At 66.6% G+C, this 19,453-nt stretch carries 15 protein-coding genes and 1 tRNA gene; 5 read left to right on the top strand and 11 right to left on the bottom strand.

Features of this window, described 5'->3' with window-relative positions; genetic code table 11:
* On the top strand, positions 1 to 369 hold a 369-nt coding region (locus E4L96_RS02455; RefSeq protein WP_370660721.1), incomplete at its 5' end, for a c-type cytochrome.
* A 111-nt stretch (positions 370 to 480) separates the two neighbouring features.
* On the opposite strand, the gene E4L96_RS02450 is transcribed toward E4L96_RS02455, so the two are convergent.
* From E4L96_RS02450 to E4L96_RS02425, 6 genes are all read right to left on the bottom strand, one after another.
* Positions 481 to 1,395 (bottom strand): CE1 family esterase, encoded by a 915-nt coding sequence (locus E4L96_RS02450; RefSeq protein WP_135205645.1) that lies wholly within the window; start codon positions 1,393 to 1,395, stop codon positions 481 to 483.
* A gap of 73 nt (positions 1,396 to 1,468) precedes the next feature.
* The gene (locus tag E4L96_RS02445; RefSeq protein WP_135205644.1) at positions 1,469 to 2,068 is read right to left on the bottom strand and encodes a 50S ribosomal protein L25/general stress protein Ctc; all 600 of its coding nucleotides are present in this window, start codon (positions 2,066 to 2,068) and stop codon (positions 1,469 to 1,471) included.
* A gap of 115 nt (positions 2,069 to 2,183) precedes the next feature.
* Complete coding sequence (locus E4L96_RS02440) at positions 2,184 to 3,134, bottom strand: ribose-phosphate pyrophosphokinase (protein ID WP_135205643.1); 951 nt, start codon at positions 3,132 to 3,134, stop codon at positions 2,184 to 2,186.
* Between the two features lie 110 nt (positions 3,135 to 3,244).
* Positions 3,245 to 3,321: transfer RNA gene (locus E4L96_RS02435), tRNA-Gln, on the bottom strand.
* 83 nt (positions 3,322 to 3,404) lie between these two features.
* Positions 3,405 to 4,298, bottom strand: a complete 894-nt coding sequence (ispE, locus tag E4L96_RS02430; RefSeq protein ID WP_135205642.1) for a 4-(cytidine 5'-diphospho)-2-C-methyl-D-erythritol kinase — start codon at positions 4,296 to 4,298, stop codon at positions 3,405 to 3,407.
* The gene (locus E4L96_RS02425; protein ID WP_135205641.1) at positions 4,295 to 4,891 is read right to left on the bottom strand and encodes an outer membrane lipoprotein LolB; all 597 of its coding nucleotides are present in this window, start codon (positions 4,889 to 4,891) and stop codon (positions 4,295 to 4,297) included. Before E4L96_RS02425 ends, ispE begins: the two co-directional genes overlap by 4 nt.
* A 134-nt stretch (positions 4,892 to 5,025) precedes the next feature.
* On the opposite strand from E4L96_RS02425, the gene E4L96_RS02420 reads away from it, so the two are divergent.
* Entirely contained in the window at positions 5,026 to 6,651 is a 1,626-nt protein-coding gene (locus E4L96_RS02420) for a methyl-accepting chemotaxis protein (protein WP_229414193.1), read from the top strand.
* Positions 6,652 to 6,854: 203 nt separating this feature from the next.
* Here E4L96_RS02420 and E4L96_RS02415 read toward each other — a convergent pair whose 3' ends face one another.
* The gene (locus E4L96_RS02415) at positions 6,855 to 8,645 is read right to left on the bottom strand and encodes a tetratricopeptide repeat protein (RefSeq protein WP_135205640.1); all 1,791 of its coding nucleotides are present in this window, start codon (positions 8,643 to 8,645) and stop codon (positions 6,855 to 6,857) included.
* Between the two features lie 95 nt (positions 8,646 to 8,740).
* On the opposite strand from E4L96_RS02415, the gene mutM reads away from it, so the two are divergent.
* From mutM to mutY, 3 genes are read left to right on the top strand one after another with little or no spacing between them, the layout of a single operon-like run.
* Positions 8,741 to 9,571: a bifunctional DNA-formamidopyrimidine glycosylase/DNA-(apurinic or apyrimidinic site) lyase gene (mutM, locus tag E4L96_RS02410; protein WP_135205648.1), complete on the top strand. Its 831-nt coding sequence runs from the start codon at positions 8,741 to 8,743 to the stop codon at positions 9,569 to 9,571.
* A 26-nt stretch (positions 9,572 to 9,597) separates the two neighbouring features.
* Complete coding sequence (locus E4L96_RS02405; protein ID WP_135205647.1) at positions 9,598 to 11,526, top strand: dynamin family protein; 1,929 nt, start codon at positions 9,598 to 9,600, stop codon at positions 11,524 to 11,526.
* Positions 11,523 to 12,647, top strand: coding sequence for an A/G-specific adenine glycosylase (gene mutY, locus E4L96_RS02400; RefSeq protein ID WP_135205639.1), 1,125 nt, complete (start codon positions 11,523 to 11,525; stop codon positions 12,645 to 12,647). The genes E4L96_RS02405 and mutY overlap by 4 nt, the downstream gene beginning before the upstream one ends.
* A gap of 117 nt (positions 12,648 to 12,764) precedes the next feature.
* Here the strand turns inward: mutY and E4L96_RS02395 are convergent, their stop codons facing one another.
* The 4 genes from E4L96_RS02395 to E4L96_RS02380 all read right to left on the bottom strand — a co-directional run.
* Positions 12,765 to 13,901: a deoxyguanosinetriphosphate triphosphohydrolase gene (locus E4L96_RS02395; protein WP_135205646.1), complete on the bottom strand. Its 1,137-nt coding sequence runs from the start codon at positions 13,899 to 13,901 to the stop codon at positions 12,765 to 12,767.
* Positions 13,901 to 15,523, bottom strand: coding sequence for a bifunctional shikimate kinase/3-dehydroquinate synthase AroKB (aroKB, locus tag E4L96_RS02390; RefSeq protein WP_229414194.1), 1,623 nt, complete (start codon positions 15,521 to 15,523; stop codon positions 13,901 to 13,903). Before aroKB ends, E4L96_RS02395 begins: the two co-directional genes overlap by 1 nt.
* A 32-nt stretch (positions 15,524 to 15,555) precedes the next feature.
* Positions 15,556 to 17,664, bottom strand: a complete 2,109-nt coding sequence (locus E4L96_RS02385; protein ID WP_135205637.1) for a hypothetical protein — start codon at positions 17,662 to 17,664, stop codon at positions 15,556 to 15,558.
* A gap of 44 nt (positions 17,665 to 17,708) precedes the next feature.
* Positions 17,709 to 19,453: type IV pilus secretin PilQ (locus tag E4L96_RS02380; RefSeq protein WP_135205636.1), on the bottom strand; the 1,745-nt coding region annotated here is incomplete at its 5' end.

Here is a 19,453-nt window from a genome sequence, read left to right as displayed (position 1 = left end):
CAGGCGGCTGCCGCTCCTGCGGGCGGCGGCGCCGGGCGCACGCCTGAAGCACGCATCAAGGCCGGTGAGGCCATCTACGCGCGCTGCCTGGCATGCCACGCGCTGGCGTACGACCGCACCGGTCCGCGCCACTGCGGACTGTTTGGCCGCAAGGCGGGTGCGGTACCGGACTTCGGCTATTCGCAGGCGATGAAGCAGTCGAAGATCGTGTGGGACGAGAAGACGCTCTCGCACTTCCTCGCGAATCCGACCCGCGCGCTGCCCGGTACCAGCATGGGCTACGCGGGCGTGCCGGATCCGCGCGAGCGGGCGGACTTGATCGCCTACCTCAAGGCCGCCTCTCAAGGGCCGGAGTGCCAGGGTCACTAAGACCTGTCCCGGGGCACAGGTCCCAGGAAAAAATCTTAGTGGAGGTGCGTGGGCGTTTCGACGACCACGCTCCTTCTTTGCGGGTGGCGGAAGTTCCCGCGATTTTTTGCGTCAGCGGCAGGCCGCGCGTTTGGTCTGCAGGAAGGACCAGAGTTCGTCGCGCAGTTCAACGTCGCGGTTGACCGGGCCGACGGCCTGGCTCATGGCGCGCGAGAGCTTGAACTGACTGCGCGTCGGCGCGGTGTGGCCGCCGCCGTCGATGCGCAGGAGGGCGATTTGCAGGCCGTGCGGGTCGCTGCCCCAGAGGAAGCGGGTGGCGGTGGTCGGGTCATCTGCGCGCTGGCGGGGGAAGGTGTGGATCGTTGGCGGGGCGTCGCCGAGGCCGGCGAGAGTGCGCCAGATAGCCAGGCCATCCTCCGCGCCGAGGACGGTGCCGCGGCCTTCGTCGAGGATGCCGCCGACGGGGCCGCCCGCGTACGGCGTGACGGGGTCGGCGGTGCCGTGGGTGAGGTAGACCGGGATCGGGTGCGTGGGCGCGGCGCAGCGGCTGACGGCGGCCATCGGGGCGCTTTGCAGGCCGAGCGCGGCCAGGCGCGGACCGAGCTCGATGGCCAGGCGGTAGGCCATGGCGCCGCCATTCGAGGTGCCCACCACGTAGATGCGCTGCGGGTCGGCCGCGTATTTGGCGATGGCGAGGTCCAGCAGTGCGGCGAGAAAGCCAACGTCGTCGGCGGTGGCGTTGGTGGGGGCGTCGGCGCGGCAGTCGTTCCAGGCGCGCTTGCCGTCGGCGGCTTGGGTGCCGTCGGGGGCGAGCAGGAGGATGTTCTCGCGCGCGGCCAGCGGCAGCCAGCCGTTGGCCTGCAAGCCGGTCGGCACCGGCGCCAGCATCTCGGCGCCGGATGCGCCGTGCCCGTGCAGCAGCAGGATCGCCGGGCGCAGCGCAGCAGCGGCAGGCGGCTCGGCGATGAGGACGCGGCGGGGGCCTTCGGGGCGGTCGAGGAAGCGTTCGAGAATATGCGGGCCCATCTCAGATACCTCTTCTGAAAACAAAAAAGCCCGCAGAAGAATCTGCGGGCTTTTCGCTAAAAAGCAGAAGAAATTACTTCTTCTCTTCGTCAGCAGCAGCTTCCGCCGAAACCTGGCCCGCCGGCACCGAAGCGGTGGCAACGGTCTGGTCCTGGCCGTGGGCGACGATGGTCACGCCAGCCGGCAGGGTCAGTTGCGACACGTGGATCGACTGGCCCGCATCGATCTTGGCCAGGTCGACTTCGATGAACTCCGGCAGTTGGCCCGGCAGGCAGGACACGTCCAGCTCGTTCAGCACGTGCGAGATGGTCGCGGCGTGCAGTTTGACAGCCGGCGAGATCTCGGCGTTCACGAAGTGCAGAGCCACTTTCTTGTGGATCTTCTGGTTCGCATCGACGCGCTGGAAGTCCGCGTGCAGGACGATCTGCTTGAATGCGTGCATCTGGAAGTCACGCAGCAGGACTTGCTGGGTGGCGCCGTCGATTTCGAGGTCCAGGATCGACGAGTGGAAAGCTTCTTTCTTGAGCGCGTGGAACAATGCGTTACCGTCCAGAGCGATCAGTTGCGGGGCTTCGGTGCCGCCGTAGATGATCGCCGGGGTTTGGCCAGCATTGCGCAGGCGGCGGCTCGCTCCGGTCCCCTGCTTTTCGCGTTTGAATGCGACGACTTTCATGGTGATACTCCAAAAATAAAGCAGGCGTTGCCGCCTGCGGGGCGAGGCTCCCGCGACCAGGAACCCCAAACAAGAACGCTTGCGCGCTCAGAAAAATGTCGATGTGTCTAAATGCTTAATCCGCGAACAGCGAAATCACCGAATCGCCCTTGGTGATCCGCTTGAACGTCTCGGCCAGCAGCGGGGCGCAGGTCAGCTGGCGGATCTTGCTGCAAGCGGCGGCTTCGGCCGACAGCGGAATGGTGTCCGTCACCACCAGCTCGTCCAGCGACGAGTTGGCGATGCGCTCGATCGCCGGGCCGGACAGCACCGGGTGGGTGCAGTACGCCACCACTTTCTTGGCGCCGCGCTCTTTCAGCACTTCGGCAGCCTTGGTCAGGGTGCCGGCGGTGTCGACCATGTCGTCCATGATCACGCAGTTGCGGCCTTCGACCTCGCCGATGATGTTCATCACCTCGGACACGTTGGCCTTGGGACGGCGCTTGTCGATGATCGCCAGGTCGCAGTTCAGGCGCTTGGCCAGCGCGCGGGCGCGGACCACGCCGCCGACGTCCGGCGACACGACCAGCAGGTCATCGTAGTTGCGCTTCTGCAGGTCGCCCAGCAGGATCGGCGAGGCGTAGATGTTGTCCACGGCGATGTCAAAGAAGCCCTGGATCTGGTCCGCGTGCAGGTCCATGATCAGGACGCGCTCGACGCCTGCCTGTTGCAGCATGTTGGCGACGACCTTGGCCGAGATCGCGACGCGCGCCGAGCGCGGGCGGCGGTCCTGGCGGGCGTAGCCGAAATACGGGATGGCGGCGGTGATGCGGCCGGCGGAGGCGCGCTTGAGCGCGTCAACCATCAGCATGATTTCCATCAGGTTGTCATTGGTCGGTGCGCAGGTGGACTGCAGCACGATGACATCCTTGCCTCGCACGTTCTCGTTGATCTCGACCATGACTTCGCCGTCCGAAAACTTGGACACGACTGCCTTGCCGAGAGGAATACCGAGATTTTTGGCGACTCCTTCTGCCAGCGCCGGGTTTGCGTTACCGGTAAAAACCATCAGGTTTTCGTAAGCCATGGGGAGTCCCAGAGAGAAAGCGTTGAATCGAAAAAAAATGGCGCTTCAGTGAGCGCCATCTTGTCGTCTATCGGGGCCGGAGCGTTTGCATCGACAGCCTCGGAAACGAATGGCAGGGGAACAAGGATTCGAACCTTGGTATGCCGGAATCAAAATCCGGTGCCTTAACCAGCTTGGCGATTCCCCTACACAACCTGCTACTTACTGCAGAGCCCAACATTATATCTGCTAAAGCGTTGCGCTGCAATAAGCCGAATTTTATTTCACAACTCACCGCCCCTGCAAGAGTGACGGCATCGGGTGCCGCGCCAGCGCCTGGGCGGTCCAGGCACGCCATCTGCCGCTGACCTGGGCCAGGACGGCATCGGCGACGCTTGCGCTGTCGAACGCGCAGAATACGCACGCTCCCGATCCGGTCATCCTCGCATCGCCGAACTGCCTCAGCCAGTCCACCGCTTCTGCCACCTGCGGGAACAGCCGGGTTGCCACGGGCTGCAAGTCGTTCCTTCCAAACTGCACAAGGCCCTGATGCTGCGCAATGTGCTTGGAAAAGTCCGCTATTGTGACCGGTTCAGTGTTTCTTGTCAAATCGGGCGCGCCGAACACTGGGCCGGTCGGCACCTGCACGCCGGGCTCGATGATGACATACCAGAGGTCGGGCACGCGCACGGCTTGTAGCGCTTCCCCGACGCCCTGGGCGAAGGCGGTTTCGCCGAACAGGAAGAACGGAATGTCGGCGCCCAGAGGCAAGCCGAGCGCCATCAGATCCTCGCGCGTGAGGCCGGCCTGCCACAGGTGGTTGGCCGCCATGAGGGCGGTGGCGGCGTCCGAGGAGCCGCCGCCCAGACCGCCGCCCATGGGCAGGATCTTGTCGATGTGCACATCGATGCCGGGCACGGGGCGGCCATGGCGGCGCTCGTACTCGGCCGCCAGCAGGCGCAGGGCGCGTACGATCAGGTCACCCTCCTCCGGCACGCCGGGCACGTCGGTGAGGCGGCGGATCGCCCCGTCCTTGCGCAGGTCGAAATGCAGGGTGTCGCAGCGGTCGATCAGGGTGAACACGCTCTGCAGCAGGTGGTAGCCGTCCGCGCGGCGACCGGTCACGTGCAGGAACAGGTTCAGCTTGGCCGGGGCCGGGCAGTGGTGCAGCGAACGGTCGCTCATGCGGGCGGGTCGATGACGATGCGGATGGCCAGCTCGTCGGACGTCGGCGTGGCGCTGCGCTCGGCGTCGATGCGCTTGGGCTGCGGGTGGGCGCTGTTCTCGGTGCCGTCCTGCCAGCTCACGTAGCGCAGGCGCCAGCCGTCGCGCGTGGTGACCGTGGGGTTGGCGGGCGAGGCCGTGTAGCGCGAGCCGTCCTGGGCGGTGGCATAGCCCTGCATCCAGTCCCTGAGGCCGGCCACAGGCAGCTGCCAGCCCAGCGTCTCGCGGGTCAGGCTGTCGATGTCCTTGGCGGTGCGCGGCTGCTTGTCGGTCTGGGTCAGGGTGGCCGCGTCCGGCGTAACGCTGATCTTCGCCATGGTCTGGCCCAGCGGCGAGGACAGGGTCACGTCCACGCGCTGGCCGGCTTGCACCCAGTCGAACTTGCCGGAGAGCGACTCTGGATTGCCGTTGTGCTGGTAATTGACCGAGATGCGGCCGGCCAGCTCGATGGTGTCGCGGTAGGCGGCCACGGGTGCGGTCGAGGTGGCCTGCGGGGCAGTCGCGCAGCCCGCCACCAGCGCGGCGGCGATGAGGGGGAGGAAGAGGCGTGTCATCGAACCATTATAAATCCGTCCACGAGTGTGCCGTTTTCCAACAGAAGCCCCGCGTAAATGTTCCAAGCGGAAATTTCGCGCTGCTAGAATGGCCCGTCATTTCTCCGTCGAGACAAACTTTTGTTGTCAAATACATGATGAAACTCACCCATATGCGTGTCGGCCTGCGCCTCGGCCTCGGCTTCGGCGCGGTGTTTGCCCTGCTCATCTTGGTGGCCGGCGTCGGCCTGCGCAACATGAGCGCGACCAACCAGACCCTGACCAGCGTGGTCGAGCTCAACGTGCTCGAAATGGAGCTGCTGGAGAAGATGTCGTACAACGTCAGCAGCGTGTCCTTCATCATGCGCGACATCGCCCTGCTCAAGGATCCCGAGCAGCGCAAGAAAAAGGCCGCAATGATCCCGCCGCGCAAGGGCCGCTACGAGGAAGCGCTGGGGCAGTTCGCCAAGCTGCCGCTGGACGCGGCCGGGCAGGCCTTCATCGCGACGCTCAAGCCGTTGGAACAGGCGGGCTGGGAGGCCAACAACCACGTGGTCGAGCTGGCCGAGGCCGACGATCCGGGCACCGTCGAGTTCATCATGACCAAGGCGGGCTCCACCAGCAAGAAGTGGCAGGACGAGATCCGCCACTACATGGAAGAGCAGCGCAAGCGCGGCCAGCAGCAGGCAGCCGAGGCTGCGAATGCCTACGAAAAGGCGCGCACTGGCATGGTGGTGCTGACCCTGTGCGCGCTGGCGGGCGGACTGGCGTTTGCCTGGTTCATCGCGCGCTCGATCGTTCAGCCGCTGCAGCAGGCGGTGGCGCTGGCGGGCACGGTGGCGGCGGGCGACCTCACCGGCCACATGGAGGTCGAAAACTCGGACCGCAGCGAAACGGCGCAGATGCTGCGCGCGCTGGACGAGATGAACGGCAGCCTGCGCCGCATCGTGGCGGAGGTGCGCGGCGGCACCGAGACGATTTCGACGGCGTCGGCGGAGATCGCGAGCGGGAACATGAATCTGTCGGAGCGCACGGAGCAGCAGGCCAGCGCACTGGAAGAAACCACGGCATCCATGGAAGACCTGGCGGGCACCGTGCGCAAGAATGCGGACCATGCGGAGCAGGCCAGCCAGCTGTCGCGCTCGGCGTCGCTGATCGCGGCGGAGGGCGGCTCGGCGGTGGGCAAGGTGGTCACGACCATGGAAGCGATCGACTCGTCCTCCAAGCGGATCGTGGAGATCATTTCGGTGATCGACGCGATTGCGTTCCAGACCAATATCCTGGCGCTGAATGCGGCTGTGGAAGCGGCGCGCGCGGGCGAGCAGGGGCGCGGATTCGCGGTCGTGGCGGGCGAGGTGCGCACGCTGGCGCAGCGCTCGGCGGCGGCGGCGCGCGACATCAAGGATCTGATCGGGCAGTCGGCGGACCAGGTCAACGCGGGAACGCGGGTGGTGGCCGAAGCGGGCGAGACGATGAAGGAAGTGGTCAACGCCATCGAGCGGGTGAACACACTGGTGCACGAGATTGCCAGCGCCAGCCAGGAGCAGCGCAGCGGCATCGACGAGGTGCAACGTGCAGTGACCGAGATGGACCATGCAACCCAGCAGAACGCCGCACTGGTGGAAGAAGTGGCCGCCACCGCGACCTCGCTGCAGGAGCAGACGGCGCACCTGGCGCGGGTGGTCAGCACCTTCAAGGTCGACGCCGCCGACAGCCGCAGCCCGCGCCTCGCGGCCCGCCGCGCTGCCCAGCCCCGCGCCTTGCCAGCCAACGCCTCCTGACGCCGCACTCCGCCAGCAACTTTGTCACTTTGGGGACGTACCCCGACCGGTTTGGATGTGAACTGTGACGCCGGGGACGTACCCCGACCGGTTTGGATGTGAACTGTAACTTTGGGGACGTACCCCGACCGGTTTGAAACTTTGGGAACGTACCCCGACCGGTTTGGATGTGAACTGTGACGCCGGGACGTGCCCCGCGTGAATTACAGCTTGAGGTTCAGGCGCGCCAGGGTGCTGCGCAGGGCGTCGTTCTTGGGGTCTTTCGCGCGGGCTTCGCGCAGCAGCTTCTGCGCGTCGGCGCGCTTGCCGGCTTTCCACAGCACCTCGCCGAGGTGCACCGCGATCTCCGCATCGCTGCGCAGCGCATAGGCCTTGCGCAGCATGGCCTCCGCGCCTTCAAGGTTGCCGAGCCGGTACTCCAGCCACCCCTTGCTGTCCATGATGAACGGATCTTCCGGCGCCATCGCCAGCGCCTTGTCGATCAGCCGCCGCGCCTCATCCAGCCGCACATTGCGCTCCGCCAGCGAATAGCCGAGCGCGTTGTAGGCGTGATGGTTCTCGGGCGCTTGCGCGATCACCTCGCGCAGCGTGGTCTCCATCAGCTCCACCTTGCCGACCCTCTCGGCCGCCAGCGCGTAGTCGTACAGCACATCCGGATTGCCCGGAAAGTGCTTCGCCGCCGTATCGAGCACCTTGTAGGCCGCGTCGAACTTGCCCGCGTCCCGCAGGATCTGGCCGTAGGTCATGGCAACCTGCGCCTTCTCCTCGCCATCGTCGGTCTCGACCGAGTCTAGCGTCTTCTTGGCCGCCGCCAGTTCGCCCTGCTTGCCCTGCAGTTGGGCACGTTTCAGGCGGGACTGGAACACGGCCTGCGGCGTGCCGGCATCCAGCTTGTCGAGCCAGGCGTAGGCCCCCTTGAAGTCACCGCGCTCCTCGGCGATCTGCGACAGCATCAGCAGCACGCGCGTCGGATCGCGCTCGTCGCCGGGGCGCTTGTCCAGCACCTCCATGAAGTGGCTGAGGTGCTTCTCGGCAGCCCCGCGGTCATTCACTTGTAGCGACATGATGCCCAGCGCGTACAGGGTGCCGAGGTTGTCCGGCTGCCCTTCCAGCAACAGTTCGAACTCATGGCGTGCCTGCTCGTACTGCCTGGCGTTGACCAGCACGCGGGCATAGGCCGCACGCACTTCGCGCGCCTTCGGGTGCTCGGCCAGGAAGGCGCTCAGCAGGCGGCCGACCTCCTCGTCGCCATTGGTCACCTGGGCCAGCGCCAGCACGGCCAGTTCGGAATCCGGCTTCAGGGCCAGCGCGGCCTTGGCCTCGGCCACGGCCTTGTCGTTGTCGGCGCGCGTGGCGGCGGCCTGCGAGAGCACGATGTGGCCTTCGAACGAATCCTTGTACGGCTCGGCCAGGTGCTCAACCACCTGCGCGCCCTGCTGCTTGTCGCGGGCGCGCTGCAGCAACTGTTGGATCTGGTACAGCATGGGACCGCGCGCGCCCGGCGGCATGGCCGCCAGTTTCTCGGCGAAGATGGTCTCGACTTCCGAGAGGTCGTCCGCCATCACCGCCAGGCCCAGGTAGTACTGGTTGGCTTCGTCCGACTCCGGCGCCAGCTCGCGCCACAGGCGGACGGCGGCCAGCGATTCGGCGGGCTGCTTGGCGGCCAGCGCCATCTCGGCGGCGCGGCGGGCCAGGCGCGGGTCGCGCGTCTGCTGGGCCGCGCTCAGCAGCGCGATATAGGAACTTTGCCAATCGCCGTTCTGGTATTCGAGCTCCGCCTTGAGCAGGCGGAACAGCATGTCGCTGGTCAGCTGCACGTCCGGCAGCTTTTCGTCAGCGGCTTTCTCTTCCGATTGCGCGGTGGCGTCCCCATCTACCGACGAGGCATCGGCCGCGGCGGCCTGCGGCGCAGGTGGCGCGCTCTGCTGCGGCGGCGCCACAGCACATGCCGACAGCAGGGCGGAGAGGGTTACAATGGTAAAAGCGGTTTTCACGGGCACATCCACACAGACGGGTGATCGATTCTACGCCCGGCATTCCGGCCGCGCGCGCTCCACGCCTCCAATTTACACGAATTTGCATCCCTTCCATGCCTGAATTACCCGAAGTCGAAGTCACGCGCCGGGGCGTCGCACCGCACATCGAAGGCCGCGTGGTGGAGAACGTCCTGATGCGCCGTGACGGTCTGCGCTGGCCCTTCCCGCCCGCACTGCAATCGCTGCTGGCCGGGCGCACCGTGCTGGGCACGGACCGGCGCGGCAAGTACCTGCTGATCGAGTTCGAGCACGGCACGCTGATCGTCCACCTCGGCATGTCCGGCCAGCTGCGCATCACCGAGCCCGGCACCGCAGCGGGCAAGCATGACCACTTCGACCTGGTGGTGAAGGATGCCGACGGCGTGCACGTGATGCGCATGAATGACCCGCGCCGCTTTGGCGCCGTGCTCTGGCATGGCAAGGACGAGGGCCCGCTCGAAGAGCACCTGCTGCTGCGCGGCCTCGGCGTGGAGCCGCTGGGCGAGGAATTCAACGGCGCCCTGCTCCACCGCGAAACCCGGCGCCGCAACGCGCCCATCAAGCAGGTGCTGCTGGCGGGCGATATCGTGGTCGGGGTCGGCAACATCTACGCCTGCGAAAGCCTGTTCCGCGCCGGGATCAACCCGAAGACGGCGGCCGCGCGCATCAGCCGTGGCCGATATGACAAGTTGGCCGATGCTATAAAGGAAATTCTGGCCGCCGCGATCGTCAAAGGCGGGTCAACGTTGCGAGATTTCTACGTTAACGGCCAATCTGGATATTTCCAGCAGGAATATTTCGTCTATGATCGTGTTAACGTGCCGTGCCGCGTATGCGGCGCGCCGATCCGACAAATCAAGCAAGGGCAGCGTTCCACTTTCTACTGTGTGAACTGCCAAAAATAAGCGAGCCGGGGGCCCAGTTGAGCAAGATGGTGCAGGATTTTCAACAGTACAGCGCATGGCGCCAGGGCGTCGTGGCCGCGCTGCAGGGCTACCAGTCGTGGGTGGCTGCGGCCGAGCTGACCGATGGCGCCTCCGACCAGCGCATTGCGCGCGCCCTCGCCCGCCTGGCCGACGACAAGCTGTCGGTCGCCTTCGTGGCCGAGTTCTCGCGCGGGAAGTCGGAGCTGATCAACGCGATCTTCTTCGCCGACTACGGCCAGCGCATCCTGCCCTCCGCCGCCGGCCGCACCACCATGTGCCCGACCGAGCTGCTGTACAACGCGGCCTGGCAGCCCAGCATCCGCCTGCTGCCGATCGAAACGCGTGCCACCAATCTGTCCACCAGCGACTACCGCGACACGCCCGATGCGTGGACCGTGCTGCCGCTGGACCTGAACGCCGGCGACGCGATGCACGAGACCTTCAAGGAAGTCTCGCGCACCAAGCGCGTTACCGTCGATGAAGCGCGCAGCTACGGCCTGTTCGACGAGGACGATCCGGACGTCAGGGCCACGCTGGACGCGGATGGCCTGATCGAGATTTCGATGTGGCGCCACGCGATCATCAACTTCCCGCATCCGCTGCTCAAGCAGGGCCTCGTGATCCTCGATACGCCGGGCCTGAACGCCATCGGCACCGAGCCGGAACTGACGCTCAACCTGATCCCGAGCGCCCACGCGGTGCTGTTCATCCTGGCCGCCGAAACGGGCGTCACCAAGAGCGACATCGAAGTCTGGCGCACCCACATCGGCGCGGGCCCGGGCCGGGTGGTGGTGCTCAACAAGATCGACACGATGTGGGACGAGCTCAAGTCGGAAGACGAGAACAACGCCGACATCGAGCGCCAGCGCGAGAGCGTGGCCCACACGCTGGCGCTGGACGCGGAGCAGGTGTTCCCGGTGTCGGCGCAGAAGGCGCTGGTCGGCAAGATCAATGGCGACTTGCAGCTGCTGGAAAAGAGCCGCCTGGCGGCGCTGGAGGCAGCCCTGTTCAATGAGCTGATCCCGGCCAAGAAGGACATCATCCGCAAGCAGCTGGCCGGCGACATGACGGCGCTGGTGGGCGCGCAGCAGGCCATGCTGGGCGCGCGCCTGCGCGACATCGTCGAGCAGCTGCAGGAGCTCAAGAGCCTGCGCGGCAAGAACCAGTCCGTGATCGCGCACATGATGCGCCGCGTGGACGCGGAGAAGAAGGAGTTTGACGGCTCGCTGTTCAAGCTGCAGGGCACGCGCGCGGTGTTCACGCGCTTGTCCACGGAGCTGTACACGACGCTGGGCATGGATGTGATCAAGCAGGATATCGAGTTCGTACGCGAGCAGATGATCAAGGTGCGCTTCACCACCGGCATGAAGGACGCGGTGCGCGCCTTCTTCGACCGGGTGAAGGCGAACCTGGACGTCTCGGACGCCAAGACCATCGAGATCGCGGAGATGATGGAGTCCATGTACCGCAAGTTCGGGACCGAGCATGGGCTGCAGCTGCAGGCGCCGATGGCGTTCTCGCTGGAGAAGTACCGCGCGGAGATCGACCAGATCGAAGCCGCGTATCACAAGCAATTCAGCACCACGGCCCTGCTGATGACCAGCCGGATCGTGCTGATGGAGCGCTTCTTCGACACCATCGCCTCGCGCGTGCGCAAGGTGTTCCGCCTCGCGAACAATGATGTGGAAGCATGGCTGAAGGTGATCATGGCGCCGCTGGAGGCGCAGATCCGCCAGCACAAGGACCAGCTCAAGCACCGTCTCGCGTCCATCCAGCGCATCCACGATGCGACCGACTCGCTGGAGCAGAAGATCGAATCGTTCGAGGCCAGCCAGGCGGACCTGGAGCGGGTGCGCAGCCGCCTGGCCGAACTGGCGGGCACGGTGACCATCGCGATGAACACGGAGCTGGTGGCACTGGAAGCAGCGGCGTGAAACGTTTGACCGAATTTGTGGCGGGTTCCCGGGAACTCGCCGATCCCGCCTTTTCCCAAGCGGTTGTCACGTGGCAGAAGCAGCACGGGCGGCATACCCTGCCCTGGCAGAACACGCGCGACGCGTATCGCGTATGGCTGTCCGAGATCATGCTGCAGCAGACCACGGTGGCGGCGGTGCTGTCCTATTACGAGCGCTTCCTGGCGCGCTTTCCCACCGTGCGTGATCTGGCCGCGGCGCCGTCCGAGGATGTGATGGCGCTGTGGGCGGGGCTCGGGTATTACACGCGGGCGCGCAATCTGCATGCGTGTGCGAAGCGGGTGGTGGCGGAATATGGCGGCGAGTTCCCCTCCGACCCGGTGCTGCTGGCGGGGCTGCCGGGGATCGGGCGGTCGACTGCGGCGGCGATTGCGGCGTTTTCGTATGGGACGCGGGCGGCGATCCTCGACGGGAACGTGAAGCGCGTCTTTGCCCGCGTGTTCGGCGTGGAGGGCTACCCGGGCGAGAAGAAGGTCGAGGATGCGCTGTGGCTGCGCGCGGAGGCGCTGCTGCCCGGCGATGATGGGATCGAGGCGTACACGCAGGGACTGATGGACCTGGGCGCGACGCTGTGCACGCGCAGCAGTCCTGCGTGCGAGCGCTGTCCTTTGGCCGAGCGCTGCATCGCGCGCGCGACGGGGAGGACGGACGAGCTACCGGTGCGCAAGCCGAAAAAGGCGCAGCCAGAGAAAAGTGCGGTGCTGTTCGTAGTGCTCGATGGCGGCGACGTGCTGCTGGAGCAGCGGCCGGAGAGCGGCATCTGGGGCGGCCTGCAGTCGCTGCCCGAAATGGACGGCCACGTCGCGCTGGATCACGACAGCATTACGCGGTCCGACGGCGACATCGCTGTGGCGGCGGGGGCGCGGTTTGGGGCAGTCGAGGAAGTGAGCGCGCTGCTGCCGCTGGTGCACGTGTTCACGCACTACAAGCTGCACATCCTGCCGTACGTGGTGCGGCTCGCGCAGCGCGGCGAAGCGCCGGCAGGGCATCAATGGTGGCCGCTCGCGCGCATCGACGAGGCGGGCCTGCCCTCCCCGGTCCGCAAGCTGCTGGCCAGCCTGGCCAAGCCCTCGCTGTTCTAGCGCTCAGCGGGCCGCCCTGCTGCGCAGGCGCGGCCACCGCGCGGGGGAGTAGCCGGGCGGCCAGGGCGTCGGCCGCAAAGTAGCGCATCGGCGAGTGCGCGGGCAGCGGCGCGGCGCCTAGAGGTCCTGCAGGGAGTAGATGCGGCGGTGTTCGCGGATGGCGTAGCGGTCGGTCATGCCGGCGATGTAGTCGGCGATCTTGCGGGCCTGGCGCATCGGGTCATCGTCGCGCACCACGTAATCCGGCGGCAGCAGCGACGCGTCGTCCTTGAACGCGGCGAACAGCTCGCGCACGATGCGGCTGGCCTTCACCCGCATCCGGTTGACCTTGTAATGCCGGTACAGGTTGTGCCGCAGGAAGCGCTTCAGGTCCGTCGCCTCCGCACGCATCTCGTCCGAGAACCGGATCAGCGTCGGCGCCTGGCGCACCGCATCCACGCTGTCCGGCTTCGTCTCATCCAGCAGCCGCTGCGAGGTCGCAATCAGGTCGTCCGCCATCGCCGTGATGATCCGCCGCAGCGTCTCGTAGATCGCGCGCCGCCCCGACAAGCCCGGATAGGTACGCTGCACATCCACCCAGTGCCGCTCGAAGAACGCCACCTGCTCCAGCTGCTCGATCGTGATCAGCCCCGAACGCAAGCCATCGTCGATGTCATGGCTGTTGTACGCGATTTCGTCCGCAAGATTGGTGAGCTGTGCCTCCAGCGTCGGCTGCGTGCGGTCGATGAAGCGCCGCGCCACGTCGCCCAGCTGCTGCGCATTCGTCAGCGAACAATGCTTGAGAATCCCCTCGCGCGTCTCGAACATCAGGTTCAAGCCATCGAAGGCCCCGTAGTGCTCCTCCAGATGGTCCACCACCCGCAGGCTTTGCAGGTTGTGCTCAAAGCCGCCGAAGTCCTTCATGCATTCGTCCAGCACGTCCTGGCCCACATGCCCGAACGGCGTGTGCCCCAGGTCGTGCGCCAGCGCGATGGCTTCCACCAGGTCCTCGTTCAGCCGCAGGTTGCGCGCGATGGAGCGTCCGATCTGCGCCACCTCCAGGCTGTGCGTCAGCCGGGTACGAAACATGTCGCCCTCGTGATTGAGGAAGACCTGGGTCTTGTATTCGAGCCGCCGGAACGCCGAGCAGTGGATGATGCGGTCGCGGTCGCGCTGGAACTGGCTGCGCGACGCGTGGGCCGCTTCGGGAAAGCGCCGCCCCGGTCCCGTGTTGGAATGGGCGGCGTAGGGAGCGAGATGATCCTCGGGATTCATCATCCCACGCACTCCGCCAGCGTCGCCAGCAGGTGTTCCTGCGGGACGGACTGCACCAGCGCCGTGCCGAGAGGTTTGAGGAGGATGAACTTGATCGCCCCACCCTCGTTCTTCTTGTCGACTTCCATCAGCTCCAGCCAGCGCCCGGTGCCCAGGTCCGGCGCCTGCACCGGCAGCCCGGCCAGCGCCACCAGCGCACGGATGCGCTCCACGGTGGCCTGGTCGATGTAGCCGAGGCGCCGCGACAGCACGGCCGCCATCACCATCCCGCAGCCGACCGCCTCGCCATGCAGCCACTCGCCGTAGCCGAGGCCTGCCTCGATGGCGTGGCCGAAGGTGTGGCCAAAGTTGAGGATGGCGCGTAGGCCGCCCTCGCGCTCGTCCTGGCGCACCACGTCCGCCTTGATCTGGCAGGAGCGCGCGATCGCGTGCGTGAGCGCGGCCGCGTCCCGCGCGCGCAGGGCCGCGATGTTCTTTTCGATCCAGTCGAAGAATTCGGCGTCGATGATGGCGCCGTGCTTGATCACTTCCGCCAGGCCGGCGGACAGCTCGCGGTCCGGCAGCGTGGCCAGGGTATCGGTATCGGCCAGCACCGCGGCCGGCTGGTAGAACGCCCCGATCATGTTCTTGCCCAGCGGGTGGTTGATGCCGGTCTTGCCGCCCACCGAGGAATCGACCTGCGACAGCAGCGTGGTCGGCACCTGGATGAACGGGACACCGCGCATGTAGCTGGCCGCCGCATACCCGGTCAGGTCGCCGATCACGCCCCCGCCCAGTGCCACCAGGGTGGTCTTGCGGTCGCATTTATTGGCCAGCAGGGCGTCGAAGACCTGCATCAGCGAAGCCCAGTTCTTGTATTCCTCGCCGTCCGGCAGCACGATCTCGACCACCTCCTTGCCCGCCGCACGCAGCGGCGCGGCCACCCGGTCGAGGTAGAGCGGGCCGACGGTGGTGTTGGTCACGATGGCGGCGCGCTGGCCCTTGACGTGCTGCGTGAAGCGCGTGGCATCGGCCAGCACGCCGGCGCCGATCGCGATCGGGTAGCTGCGTTCGCCCAGGTCGACATTGACGGTGGTGTTGAGGGTGGAATTCATCGGCATCGCGGGCCGGGCCGGCTGGCCTTCGGCCGCCACGCCCAGCTGGTTCAGGATCACTTGAACCATCGATTGTACGTTAGGACGCGCGCCGCCCGCTTTCCCGCTGTCGATCACCAGGTGGGCGACCTCGCGGTACAGCGGCTCGCGCTGGGCGGTCAGGTCTTCCAGCTTGCGGCGCGGGTCCGCGGTTTGCAGCAGCGGGCGGTTCTTGTCGTGCGCGGTGCGCGCAAGAATGGAATTGACGGAGGCGCGCAGGTAGATCACGGTCCCGCGCGCAGCCAGCAGCTTGCGGCTGTCCTCATTGAGCACCGCGCCACCGCCGGTGGCCAGGACGATGCCCTCGCGGGAGGTGAGATCGCGGATCACGTCCGCCTCGCGGCGGCGGAAACTGGCCTCACCTTCGATCTCGAAGATCCACGGGATCGAGGCGCCGGTGCGGGCCTCGATCTCGTGATCGGAATCGATGAACTCCATGCCAAGCCGCCTCGCGAGGAGGCGGCCGATGGTGGTTTTGCCGGCCCCCATCAGGCCGACCAGGAAGATATTTCTGTGGGTCGTCAATTCGAATGGAATCGGAACGCAGTGGTGGAGCCACCCGGTGTCGTCACCGTGAGGGTGAACGCACCGGATGCGCACTGCGGATCCGCCTTCACGTTCACCTTGTGGATTGTACCGCCAATCGCGTTCGTCGAGCCCACCGTGCCCGGGAAGAAGGTGCCGGTCGAGATCTTGGTCGAGTCCACGCTGGCCAGGGTGGTCCCCTTGGGCAGCGGGTTGTTGTGCAGGTCATAGATGCGGAAGGCCAGCGGCTGGTCGCTGCAGCCTGCGCCGGCCACGCCGTCGATCAGGGTCGAATCGCCGTCGCCGGCAGTCCAGTCGCGGCACACGCCGGTGGTGTCGTCGCACTTCTGGCGCACCAGGGTGGCGCTGGAACCGCTGAACACGATCTCCACGCTGCGGCGGATGTAGTTGATGCCCCACTTGCCGTCACCGCTGCTGGAGTAGCCGGTGTGGTTGTACGGGAACGGCAGGTCGCCGTTGGCCGCATCGTAGCTGCCATCGAGCGTGTCGCCCAGCTGCACGCCGGTGGTCTGGGCCAGCTTGCCCGCGTCGAGGAAGGCATCGCCCAGGTCGGTGGAAGGTTCGCCGCCCGAGACGCAGGTGTCGACCAGCGGACGATACACGCTCGGTACCGCGCCGGTGCTGTCGCGGTAGTTGGTGCAGGTGAACTGGCCATCGCCATTGCTGTCGACGAAGTCTTCGATGCCCTGGGCGAAAGCCAGCACAGTCACGCGGCCGTTCGCCGGGCGGAAGTTCTGGCTGCGCAGCGAAACCGAGCAGCCGCCGTCGGTGGTGGTGCACGAACCCTGGGCGGAGCTGCCCACCGCGCCGCCTTCGGTCACGAAGTTGATGGTGGAGCCGTCCGACACCGGATTGCCATACTGGTCAGCCATGCGCACGGTCAGCTTGGCTTCCTGGCCGTCGATGCCCCAGCCCTCGATGTTGTAGCTGTCGGAGCTCATCGACATGCTCTTCTGGATCGGCAGGCCGGTCGAGATGGTCAGCGCGTCGGACAGGCCGCTGATGGTCACGCCGTTGCGGGTCGCTTCGGCGATCACGCGCACCGGGGTCGGGATGGTGCCCGAGGAGACGATGGTGGTGACGTTGCCGTTGGCGTCCGTGGTGGCCTTGGCCGGGGACACGGTCAGGCCGCCGGTGGTGGTGGTGGCGCGGAACTGCACGTCCACGCCTGGCAGGCCGGTGTTGTGCGAGTCGACCACCTTGAAGGTCAGCTGCGCCGCTTCCGAGCGGCCCAGGCCACCGGAGCCCTTCAGCACGATCGACGAACCGGTCACGTTTGAGCCGACGAAGTTGATGGCGCCAATGGTGGCCGGGCTGACCGGCACCGTGATGGTCTGGCTGGAGCTGCCGATCGACACCGTGATCACGTCGGTGCCGCGCAGGCAGCCGTTGTTGGTGTAGGTCGCGCTCTGCACGCCGTTGGCCAGCGCGCCGGCCACGATGGTGGCGGTGTTATCGCCCTGGCACAGGGAGGACAGGGTCAGGCCCGAGACCGCGGTGGCGGGCTGGCCGCCGCTGGTCACCGGAATATTCAGCTGCACGGTGGAGAAGGCGGCCAAGGGGCCGCCCGGCACCGGCGTGAGCGACAGGGCGCCCACGGTCAGGGGCGCGGCGCCGACCTGCATGTTGACGCTGGCGGTGGCGGTCTTGGATGCGACCACGGCGTCGGCGCTGATCTGGGTGGCGCCGGTCACGGTGGTGCTCTTCGGCTTGATGGTGGCCACGGCCACGCCGGTGGCATCGGTCAGCGCCGAGCCGGGGGTGATGTCCACCAGTGCGGTGTCGCTGGACTTGAAGTTGACGATGGCATTGGCGACCGGCTTCTTGGCGCCATCGAGCAGGGTCGCGCGCAGGCTGCCCGTCTGGGCGCCGGACAGGCTGCTGACCGCCGCGCCGCTGGCGTCGGTCAGGGTCAGGGTCATGCTGGGGTCGGTGCTGTTACCGGTCCCGCCGGTTCCGCCACCGCCGGTGCCGATGGTGGAGCCCGGGTTGCCGCCGCCGCCGCCGCAGGCCGCCAGCAGCAGGCCGCAGGCCGCCGTGGCGATCCAGCCGGTGAGACGTTTGCCGAATGAGATCTGAGTCATGTTGTCTTCTTACCTGTTTTCGAAAAGAGTATCCGGCGAAGGAATCAGCGGGCCGGGGCGCGTTCGGTGACGATCTTGGGCGTGATGAAGACCAGCAGCTCGGTCTTGTCGTTGGAGCGGCCGGTGGTCTTGAACAGGTGGCCGACGACCGGCAGGTCGCCAAACAGCGGGACCTTGGTCTCGGTATCGTGCTCCGACTGCTGGTAGATGCCGCCCAGGACCACGGTGCCGCCGTTCTCCACCATCACATTGGTTTTCACGTGCTGGCTGTTGATGGCAAAGCCGGCGCGCGTTTCGTCACCCTTGGAATCCTTGTTCACTTCCACATCCAGCACCACATTGCCGTCCGGCGTGATCTGCGGCGTCACTTCCATGCGCAGGTTGGCCTTCTTGAAGGTGATCGAGGTGGCGCCGCTGCTGGTCGCGACCTGGTACGGCAGCTCGATACCCTGCTCGATAATCGCCGGCATCTTGTCGGCCGTGACCACGCGCGGGCTGGAGATGATCTTGCCCTTGCCGTCGGCTTCCAGCGCGGACAGCTCCAGGTTCAGGAAGCGGTTGGCCGCGGCCGAGAACAGCGAGAACGCCAGCGTGGTCGGCGGGATGGTGCCGATCGAGGCGGCCGGCAGGTTCACGATGGTGGAATTGGTGTAGCCGTCGCCGGTGTCCGGGGTCTGGCCGGTGACCTGGCCGATGCCGGTCAGGTTGCCGCCGATCGCCACCCGGGTATTGCCGCCGTTGATGGAGTAGCCGGTGTCGCCACCGCGCAGGGTGCGCAGGTCGGCGAAGCCCAGCTTGGCGCCGAGGTTACGCGAGAAGCTGTCCGACGCTTCCACCAGGCGCGCCTCGATCAGCACCTGCTTGGAGGCGACGTCGGTCTTGGCGATCAGCTTGCGGATGTCTTCCAGCTTGGAGGCGATGTCGGTCACGAACAGCTGGTTGGTGCGCGGGTCGATCACCGCGCTGCCACGCTTGGACAGCACGCGGCCCGGCGCGTTGGCCTGGCTGGCGCCGGAGGCATCGAGGCCGAACACGGTGCGGAACGCTTCCACCTTCTGGTAGTTGAGCTGGAAGATCTCGCTGCGCAGCGGTTCCAGGTCCGCGATCTGGGCGCGCTGCTCCAGCTCCAGCTTCTCCTTGGCCAGCATCTCTTCCTTGGGCGCGATCCACAGCACGTTGCCGTTCTTGCGCATGTCCAGGCCCTTGGCCTGCAGGACCACGTCGAGCGCCTGGTCCCACGGGACTTCCTTCAGGCGCAGGGTCAGGCTGCCGGACACGCTGTCGCTGGTGATGATGTTCAGGCCCGAGATGTCGGCGATCGCCTGCAGGGCGGCGCGCACGTCGACGTTCTGGAAATTGAAGGACAGCTTTTCGCCGCGGTAGCCCTGGGTGCCCTGGGTCAGCTTGTTGGGGTCTTCCTTGATCGGCTTGACGTCGACCACCAGCTGGGATTCGCTCTGGTAGACGCTCTGCTCCCACAGGCCGTTGGCCTCGATGGTCATGTGCACGCCATCGCCCTGGGCCACGGTGGTCACCTGCGAGACCGGCGTGCCGAAATCGGTCACGTCCAGGCGGCGGCGCAGCGCCTCCGGCAGGCCGGTCTTCATGAAGTCGACCAGGATCTTGTTGCCCTGCTGGCGCACGTCCACGGCCACCTGGCTGTTCGGCAGGTCCACCACCACCCGGCCTTCGCCGTTGGGACCTTTGCGGAAGTCCAGGTTCTTGAGCAGCTGGCGCGGCGCGGCCGCGGCCACCGGAGCGCTGGCCGCGGCCGGCATGCCCGCCGCGT

It is taken from the genome of Zemynaea arenosa (assembly GCF_004614185.1).
GTDB classification, from domain to species: domain Bacteria; phylum Pseudomonadota; class Gammaproteobacteria; order Burkholderiales; family Burkholderiaceae_D; genus Telluria; species Telluria arenosa.
This window is presented reverse-complemented; position numbering and strand designations above follow the sequence as displayed.